Source organism: Moorena sp. SIO4A1 (assembly GCF_010672065.1).
Taxonomy (GTDB): Bacteria; Cyanobacteriota; Cyanobacteriia; order Cyanobacteriales; family Coleofasciculaceae; genus Moorena.
The window spans coordinates 1-1,026 of sequence record NZ_JAAHHX010001071.1 but is presented as its reverse complement, the minus strand read 5'-3'; the positions used below and the strand labels follow the sequence as shown (position 1 = coordinate 1,026).

Here is a 1,026-nt window from a genome sequence, read left to right as displayed (position 1 = left end):
CTGCCTTTGATATTTCCCCGACTGCGATCGCATGGTGCCAAAAACGATTTCCCAATTCCCAGGTCAAGTACCAAGTGGCGGATTTATTCGCCTTAGATCCAGCATGGCATCACAAATTTGATTTTGTCTTTGAATGCCGTAATATCCAAGCCTTACCCCTGAAGGTCCGGTCAACTGTGATGAATGCGATCGCATCCTTAGTTGCCCCAGGAGGAACCCTCTTAGTGATCACTCGATTTCGGGATAGCGACACTGAACCGGATGGTCCCCCTTGGCCGTTGTCCAATACAGAACTAGCTTACTTTCAGGAATTGGGCTTAGTCGAAATTCATCGTGATACTGTCCCGGAATCAGAGGATGATCCGATTCAACGGTTGCGCATTCAATATACTCGCCATGGTTCGTAAACGCTTAATTATTGAAATGGGAATGGGAGTAGACCAACACGGTCAAGACCCAACCGTAGCAGCAGCAAGAGCTGTACGCAACGCTATTGCTCACAATGCCTTGCCTGGTGTTTGGGAAGTAGCTGGTTTAGAGCATCCCAATCAAATGATAGTTGAAGTTCAAGTCGCCGTGCCTTACCCAGAGCAAGTCCGGGAAAATGAAGTACTGGCTGTACTCCCTTTTGGTCAGAAAACTCTATCCCTTGAGTCCGGTGGAATGGTGGTTCAAGGCAGGGCGATTCCAGAACTTAATGATAAAAATGATGAGATGCTGATTGCTGTTGCAGCGGTTACTGTTTTGGTCGATAGTGATTAGCTAAGCTATCAGCTATCAGCTATCAGCTATCAGCTATCAGCTATCAGCTATCAGCTATCAGCTATCAGCTATCAGCTATCAGCTATCAGCTATCAGCATACGGCGGTTTGCATAACGATCAGGTCTTATACTTTCGGTGTTACTTCTAGGCGATTGGCAATGGCATCCACTACAGTTTCAAAAATGCCCAGGGAGTTTTCCACCATGGTGTTGAGGGTATCGAGCAGGGGATTAATTTCACAGATTTCCCAACAACAGACCCGT

At 46.8% G+C, this 1,026-nt stretch carries 2 protein-coding genes; both read left to right on the top strand.

Annotation, left to right across the window (positions count from 1 at the left end; genetic code table 11):
• A partial coding sequence (locus F6K53_RS45355) for a class I SAM-dependent methyltransferase (protein WP_293087777.1) occupies positions 1–407 on the top strand: 407 nt, incomplete at its 5' end.
• Positions 397–762, top strand: coding sequence for a Lin0512 family protein (locus F6K53_RS45350; RefSeq protein WP_287257187.1), 366 nt, complete (start codon positions 397–399; stop codon positions 760–762). The genes F6K53_RS45355 and F6K53_RS45350, both read left to right, overlap by 11 nt.
• Positions 763–1,026: the final 264 nt, after the last annotated feature.

Coding starts and splice junctions, on each gene's coding strand:
- F6K53_RS45350 (WP_287257187.1), top strand. CDS start 397: ATGGTTCGTAAACGCTTAATTATTGAAATGGGAATGGGAGTAGACCAA.